Source organism: Pigmentiphaga sp., from assembly GCF_019689535.1.
Taxonomy (GTDB): Bacteria; Pseudomonadota; Gammaproteobacteria; order Burkholderiales; family Burkholderiaceae_B; genus Pigmentiphaga.
Genome location: NZ_JADGHH010000232.1, coordinates 1 through 4,840, shown reverse-complemented (window position 1 = coordinate 4,840; position 4,840 = coordinate 1). Strand labels below are relative to the sequence as shown.

The window sequence follows — 4,840 nt, the reverse complement described above, 5'->3', positions numbered from 1 at the left end:
GGCCTGCCCTGGCTCTGCTTACGCCGTAACGTGGAACCCCACGCGCCCCAGCTCCTGCATCTCGAGCTCGACCCAGGTGCCCGCCACCAGCGCTTCGGCGGCACTCGCGCCCCCTGCCATCACGATCGAACCTTCCGGCAGGATCTCTCCGGCTTCCGCCACCAAGCGGGCAGCAGCGACCAGCGAGCGTACGGGATGGCCCAGGATGGCGGCCGTGGTGCCCACCTGCTGCGGCTTGCCGTTGCAAGACATGATCAGGCCCAGGTTCGAAAAATCGATGCTAGGCTTGTGCCAGGTGCCGATCACGACGCCGGACGACGATGCGTTGTCGGCCACGACGTCCTCGAGCGAGAACTTGAAAGCCTTGTAGCGCGAATCGATGATCTCGAGCGCCGGCGCGATGGCCTCCACCGCATCCAGGGCCTCGACCGGCGAGACGATGCCCGACAAAGGTTTGCGCAGCAGGAACGCGATTTCGGGCTCGACACGCGGATGCACGCGGGTCGACAGCTTGAGCTCGCCACCCTCGTCTACGCGCATGTCGTGCGTCAGCCGGCCCCAGATCATGTCGTGGACGCCCATCTGGACCATCTTGGCCCGGCTGGTGAAACCCATTTTCATGCCGATGCGGCGATGACCGCGATCGATGCGCCGCTGGATCAGCAAGCGCTGCACCTCATAGGCCTCGGCGAGCGTCATCGGGCGGCGTTCCGCAAACTGCTCGGCGGCACGCGGCGTGCATGCGGCTTCGTCCAGCTCGCGCGCCACATCGGGAAGAGACAACAGCGGACCGCTCATGCTTGCTCCTTCGCACCAAATACCGCGCGCACCGAGCCCAGCCCGTTGATGCGCGCTTCGAGAATTTCCTCACCTTGCACTGCGACCATGGGGCCCAGCGCGCCGCTCAACACCACGTCGCCCGCGCGCAGCGGGCTGCCGCACTCGGCCATCTTCCGGGCCAGCCACAGCGCGGCGTTCAGGGGATGCCCCAGGCATGCCGCGCCCGCGCCGATCGACACCTGGTCGCCATTGCGCTCCATGACCATCCCGCACAGCCGGCCGTCGAAGTCGCTCAGCTTGACCGGGCGATTGCCCAGTACGAACAGCCCGGACGACGCGTTGTCGGCGATGGTGTCGACGATGCTGATCTTCCAGTTCGCGATGCGGCTGTCGACGATCTCGATGGCCGGCAGCGCGTACGCCACGGCCGAGATCAGCTCAGCCATGGTGGCCATGGGCTGGGTGAGGTCGCGCTCCATCACGAAGGCGATTTCCGCCTCGACCTTGGGCTGGATCAGCCTCGACAGGGGGACCTCCTCGCCGTCGCACACCGACATGTCGGCAAACAACATGCCGTAATCAGGCTGGTCCACGCCCAGCTGCGCCTGCACCGCCTTGGAGGTCAACCCGATCTTGCGGCCGACGAGCCTGCGCCCCTGCCGGACCCAGTAGTCCGTATTGGCCTGTTGCACCGCGTATGCGGCGTCCAAGTCGCCAGCCGGCAATTGATCGCGTATCGGATCGATGGCAACGCGGCTTTCATGCGCATCGCGCAAGCGCTGCGCCAGCCCGGCGATCACCTCGGCGGAGGCGCCTCCTTGTCCTATCTGCCCCATGGGTAGTCCTGTCTGGAAGTTGAAGAAAAAATGAAACGTCTGGTGCTAGAACCGTCTTCGAAACGTTTTTTATGCCGTATACGTACGAATATACGTGAGAAAGCAATCGACGGACAACGGCCGCCCCTCACGGTGCAACCCCGGCCATCAATTTGAGACACTTGATGAACAACGCCCGATACTCAGGCGGCAACACGGCAATGATGGCCTCCTCCACTTCTTTGTCGCGCGGCAGTATGCGCTCGAGCACGTCCACGCCCGCTTGGGTGATCGTCACCGAATAGGCCCGCTTGTCGTCGGCGGACCGTTGGCGACGCAAATACCCTTTGCGCACCAAGCGGTTGATCATGTCAGCCAAGGAATTGCGGTCCAACGCAATATCTTCGGCCAATTGGTTCTGCGTCGCGCCCGGATGCTTGCAAACGGTAATCAGCAAAGCCTTCTGGCGCGGGGTCAGATCTTCATCGTGGAAGGTCTGCATGAACAGCGCTTCGGCCCGGAAATGCGCCCGCCTGAGCAAATGCGACACCACGTCGGTTAGCTCGAATGCCTTGACGGCATCCGTGCACGGCACGGTTTCCGGTGCGGCAGGCCTGCGCCGCGTAGCAGGGGATCGTTTCATGGTGACGTGCAGAACCACTTAAATGTTAACTGATGGCGCCCCTTCCGCCCGCCTGGCGCAGCGCGCGGACCGCGATTCGGCTATGGCTGGCCACCGATAAGTTATGCCCGGAACCGGGATGATCGGACGAAAATCCATTACTATTATGACGTATACGTACTATTTAATCTAGGTAGCGCCACATGTCCACCAAGACCCTTCGCAACTTCATCGGCGGCCGCTTCGAAGACGGCATCCGCACCTTTGACAAGCTCAACCCGGCCAACGGGGAATTGATCGCGCGCGTACACGAGGCCGGCCGCGACCAGGTCGATGCCGCCGTGGCGGCGGCCCGTCGTGCCCTGCCGGCCTGGGCGGCGATGTCCGTCAAGCAGCGCACGGACTATCTCTACGCCCTGGCCGACGGCATCGAGCGCCGCTTCGACGACTTCCTCGAGGCAGAAATCGGCGACACCGGCAAGCCCGTGGGATGGGCCCGCCAGATCGACATTCCGCGCGGCGCTGCCAACTTCCGCGCTTTCGCGGAAATCGCGCGCACCCTGGACATGGAAAGCTACATGACAGACACCCCGGACGGCCGCCAGGCGCTGAACTACGCCTACCGCAAGCCGTTGGGCGTCGTCGGCGTGATTTCGCCGTGGAATCTCCCGCTGCTGCTGTTCACCTGGAAGGTCGCGCCGGCGCTGGCCTTCGGCAACACCGTAGTGGCCAAGCCCTCCGAGGTGACGCCCTCGACCGCTACGCTGCTGGCCGAGGTCGCCATGGAGGTCGGCCTGCCCGAGGGCGTGTTCAACCTGGTCCACGGCTTCGGGCCCAACTCTGCCGGAGAGTTCATCACCACGCACGAAGACATCGACGGCGTCACATTCACCGGTGAGTCGGCCACCGGCGCCGCGATCATGAAAGCCGTGGCCCCTGGCGTCAAGCCGGTTTCCTTCGAGCTGGGAGGCAAGAACGCCGCCCTGGTGTTCGAAGACGCCGATTTCGACCAGGCCGTGGCGGGCGTCGCGAATTCCGTCTTCGCGAACTGTGGGCAGGTCTGCCTATGCACCGAGCGCGTCTACGTACAGCGTCCCATCTTCGACCGCTTCGTCCAGGCCGTGAAGCGCGAGGCGGAAAAATTGGTGCTTGGCCGGCCGATGGATCCTGCCACGACCATGGGGCCGCTCGTCTCGCACGAACACCGGGAGAAGGTGCTCTCGTACATGCGCCTGGCGGTGGAAGAAGGCGCCACGGTCGTCACCGGGGGCGGCGTGCCCCAATTCGGCGATGAGCGGGACAACGGCGCCTACATCCAGCCCACCATCTGGACCGGCCTGCCCGAGACCGCGCGCTGCATCAAGGAAGAAGTCTTCGGCCCGGTCTGCCACATTGCCCCGTTCGACACCGAGGAAGAGGCCATTGCCCTGGCCAACGACACCAAGTATGGCCTCGCGGCCGCAGTCTGGACCACCAACCTGGTGCGCGGGCACCGCGTGGCCCAGGCCATGCAGGTCGGGTTGGCCTGGGTGAACTGCTGGTTCCTGCGCGACCTGCGCACGCCGTTCGGCGGCAGCGGTTTGTCGGGCATAGGGCGTGAAGGCGGCCGCCACTCGCTACATTTTTATACCGAACCTACCAATGTTTGCGTAAAGTTGTAGCTTCTTCGTCCTTGCGTGCTCCCGAACGGGCGAGGCCTGCGGACCGGCAAAGCCGTTCCGCGGCTTTCCGGGATCACCAGGAGCCGCCGCGGTCCGTCCATGTCCAATTTCCGCCTTACCCCCAACGCGCTAGGCCACAAGCTCAAACTGCACCAGCTGCAGATCTTCGAACGCGTCCTCGAGCGCCACTCGCTGTCGCGCGCCGCCAATGAGCTCAACTTGACGCAGCCTAGCGTCACCAAGGCCATCTACGAGTTGGAGAAATTCGTCGGGGCGCCGCTATTCGAGCGATCCAACCGCGGCGTCGTCCCGACCGAGCTCGCCCACCTGCTCGGGCGCCGGGTCAAGACACTGATGGCCGAACTGCGGTACATGACCGATGAGCTGAATGCCGCACTGACCGGCGAAAGCGGCCACGTCATCGTGGGCACGCTCATCGCGGCCTCGGCCAAGCTGTTGCCCGAGGCCATTTCCCTGCTGATGCAGGAGCACCCCGGGATACGCGTGACCGTTTCCGAAGGCCCGTCGTCCCAACTGTTCCCCGCCCTGGCCACCGGCGACCTGGACATCGTCGTCGGCCGGCTGCCCGAACGCGATATCGCGCTCGGCTATGCCTATCCCCTCACTCACCACACGCTGTACGAAGAGCGGCTCTACGCCGTGGTCGGCGCGCACCACCCGCTCATCCGGGAACCTCGCGTCGAACTCGCGCAGTTGATGGACTGGCCGTGGATCCTGCCCTCGGCCGAGTCGCCCCTGCGGACCGCCGTGGAACAAACCTTTCACCGCACCGGCCTTGGCCTGCCACCCCGCTACATCGAATCGCTGTCCCTGCTGACCAACCTCGGGATACTGCTCCGGGGGGAAGCGATCGCGCTGATGCCGCAAGACGCCGCGGCCCAGTTCCTGGAGCACGGGCTCCTCAAGCGCCTGCCGCTCGAAGAATTCGGGCTGTTCGGGCG

5 protein-coding genes are annotated in these 4,840 nt (G+C 64.7%); 2 read left to right on the top strand and 3 right to left on the bottom strand.

The genetic code is table 11. The features are described 5' to 3' along the window. Window positions 1-18 precede the first annotated feature (18 nt). The 3 genes from IRZ12_RS15660 to IRZ12_RS15650 form a co-directional block, all read right to left on the bottom strand. Window positions 19-798: a fumarylacetoacetate hydrolase family protein gene (locus IRZ12_RS15660; protein ID WP_296470348.1), complete on the bottom strand. Its 780-nt coding sequence runs from the start codon at window positions 796-798 to the stop codon at window positions 19-21. Continuing rightward, entirely contained in the window at window positions 795-1,616 is an 822-nt protein-coding gene (gene mhpD / locus IRZ12_RS15655; RefSeq protein WP_296470344.1) for a 2-keto-4-pentenoate hydratase, read from the bottom strand. Before mhpD ends, IRZ12_RS15660 begins: the two co-directional genes overlap by 4 nt. A 127-nt stretch (window positions 1,617-1,743) precedes the next feature. Further along, a complete protein-coding gene (locus IRZ12_RS15650) occupies window positions 1,744-2,238 on the bottom strand; it encodes a MarR family transcriptional regulator (RefSeq protein ID WP_296470341.1) in 495 nt (164 codons plus the stop codon). A gap of 182 nt (window positions 2,239-2,420) precedes the next feature. Here IRZ12_RS15650 and IRZ12_RS15645 point away from each other — a divergent pair, with 182 nt between their 5' ends. Then, window positions 2,421-3,878 carry a 2-hydroxymuconic semialdehyde dehydrogenase gene (locus tag IRZ12_RS15645; RefSeq protein WP_296470339.1) on the top strand — a complete coding sequence of 486 codons (1,458 nt, stop codon included), beginning with the start codon at window positions 2,421-2,423 and terminating at the stop codon, window positions 3,876-3,878. A gap of 99 nt (window positions 3,879-3,977) precedes the next feature. Next, the coding region (locus IRZ12_RS15640; RefSeq protein ID WP_296470336.1) for a LysR substrate-binding domain-containing protein at window positions 3,978-4,840 on the top strand (863 nt) is incomplete at its 3' end.

Coding starts and splice junctions, on each gene's coding strand:
- IRZ12_RS15660 (WP_296470348.1), bottom strand. CDS start 798: ATGAGCGGTCCGCTGTTGTCTCTTCCCGATGTGGCGCGCGAGCTGGAC.
- mhpD (WP_296470344.1), bottom strand. CDS start 1,616: ATGGGGCAGATAGGACAAGGAGGCGCCTCCGCCGAGGTGATCGCCGGG.
- IRZ12_RS15650 (WP_296470341.1), bottom strand. CDS start 2,238: ATGAAACGATCCCCTGCTACGCGGCGCAGGCCTGCCGCACCGGAAACC.
- IRZ12_RS15645 (WP_296470339.1), top strand. CDS start 2,421: ATGTCCACCAAGACCCTTCGCAACTTCATCGGCGGCCGCTTCGAAGAC.